Source organism: Streptomyces sp. NPDC028991 (assembly GCF_055564775.1).
Genome location: NZ_JBVHVP010000074.1, coordinates 1 through 1152, shown reverse-complemented (window position 1 = coordinate 1152; position 1152 = coordinate 1). Strand labels below are relative to the sequence as shown.

The window sequence follows — 1152 nt, the reverse complement described above, 5'->3', positions numbered from 1 at the left end:
GCGCCCGCCGTACTCGCCGCCCTCCGCGACCTGATCCGCAGCGCGCTCAAGCTCGCCGGCTACGTCAACACCGCCGCCGGACGACGAGCCCACACCGAACGCCCCCGCGTCCTCGCCCTCTACGGCATCACATGGTCAAACCGGACGATCCAGGCACTCAGCGGGGCCCTGGATGTGATATAGCGCTGCGACGAGGATTCGGCTCACCTGCGGTCGTGCCCCCGGCTTACGTGCCGCCCGCACTCGCCGCCCCGTGATGGCGGCGCCGACGCTCGGCACCGCAACGGTTACGGCGCCGCCGATGCTGCGGGCCGAACACGAGGAGCGCGGGGACGACGGGGCCCGTGCGGCTTACCGTGCAGAGGTCGAGCGGGCGGCCAGGTCGGCCGCACCCCTCTGACCCCGGGCGCCCAAGCTCCGGTACAGGCCCTAGACCTGTTCCGCCCTCAACCCGTGCTTCCAGAACGTGAAGTACGGGGTGACGCCGTCCGAATGGTGGCTCAGCAGACCCACCATGCCGTCCGGGCTCCTGCTCGCACCCGTGTAGAACTCGTACGAGCCGAAGTTGGCGGAGATCTTCTTGGCGTAGGCCGAGGCGCCCTTCTCGAACGCGGTCACTTCGTGCGCGCCGGCGCCGGATGCTGTGAGATACAGCTTCACCGCCTGCATGTAGCCCCTGAGTTGCGACTGGTAGCCCGACTTGTCGAAGGTGACCGGCTGCAGCCTGAAGTGGTGCACGAAGCTGTCCACCGCCCCGTCCCCGTCCCCGTCCTCGTCCGACATGCAGCGGACCTGGAAGACGACGTCATCCACGAGTTGCATCGGGAAGCCGTCGCTGACGATGTGGTCGCCAGTGATGATGTCGCTGTAGAGAAGCACTCCGCATTCCTCTCGGTCCATGAGTCCGCGCCACCGGCCCAACTTCGCGTGGGTCCGACGTGGTGTGACGCTCCGTCATTTTTGCATGACGCAGCGCTATCGATGGCGATGCGGGAAGCCCGGCAGGGCCGTCAGCGCTTGGGGCGGTCCGACTTCGGGAGCAGGCCCGCTCGTACCGCTCGGGCGTGCGCGCGGACCTGTTGTCCGGGGAGGGTGGGCGCGGGGCGGGCAGGGTTGCCTCGGCAGGCGCGGCACTTGCCGCCCGGGAGCGCG

General features: G+C 69.1%; 1 protein-coding gene and 1 pseudogene. One reads left to right on the top strand and one right to left on the bottom strand.

Annotated features, from left to right (window positions below):
* Positions 1–183 (top strand): annotated as a pseudogene (locus ACZ4V1_RS35885) (hypothetical protein); the annotation flags it as partial.
* Positions 184–429: 246 nt separating this feature from the next.
* Here ACZ4V1_RS35885 and ACZ4V1_RS35880 read toward each other — a convergent pair.
* Positions 430–879, bottom strand: coding sequence for a translationally-controlled tumor protein (locus ACZ4V1_RS35880; RefSeq protein WP_468345369.1), 450 nt, complete (start codon positions 877–879; stop codon positions 430–432).
* Between the last annotated feature and the right edge of the window lie 273 nt (positions 880–1152).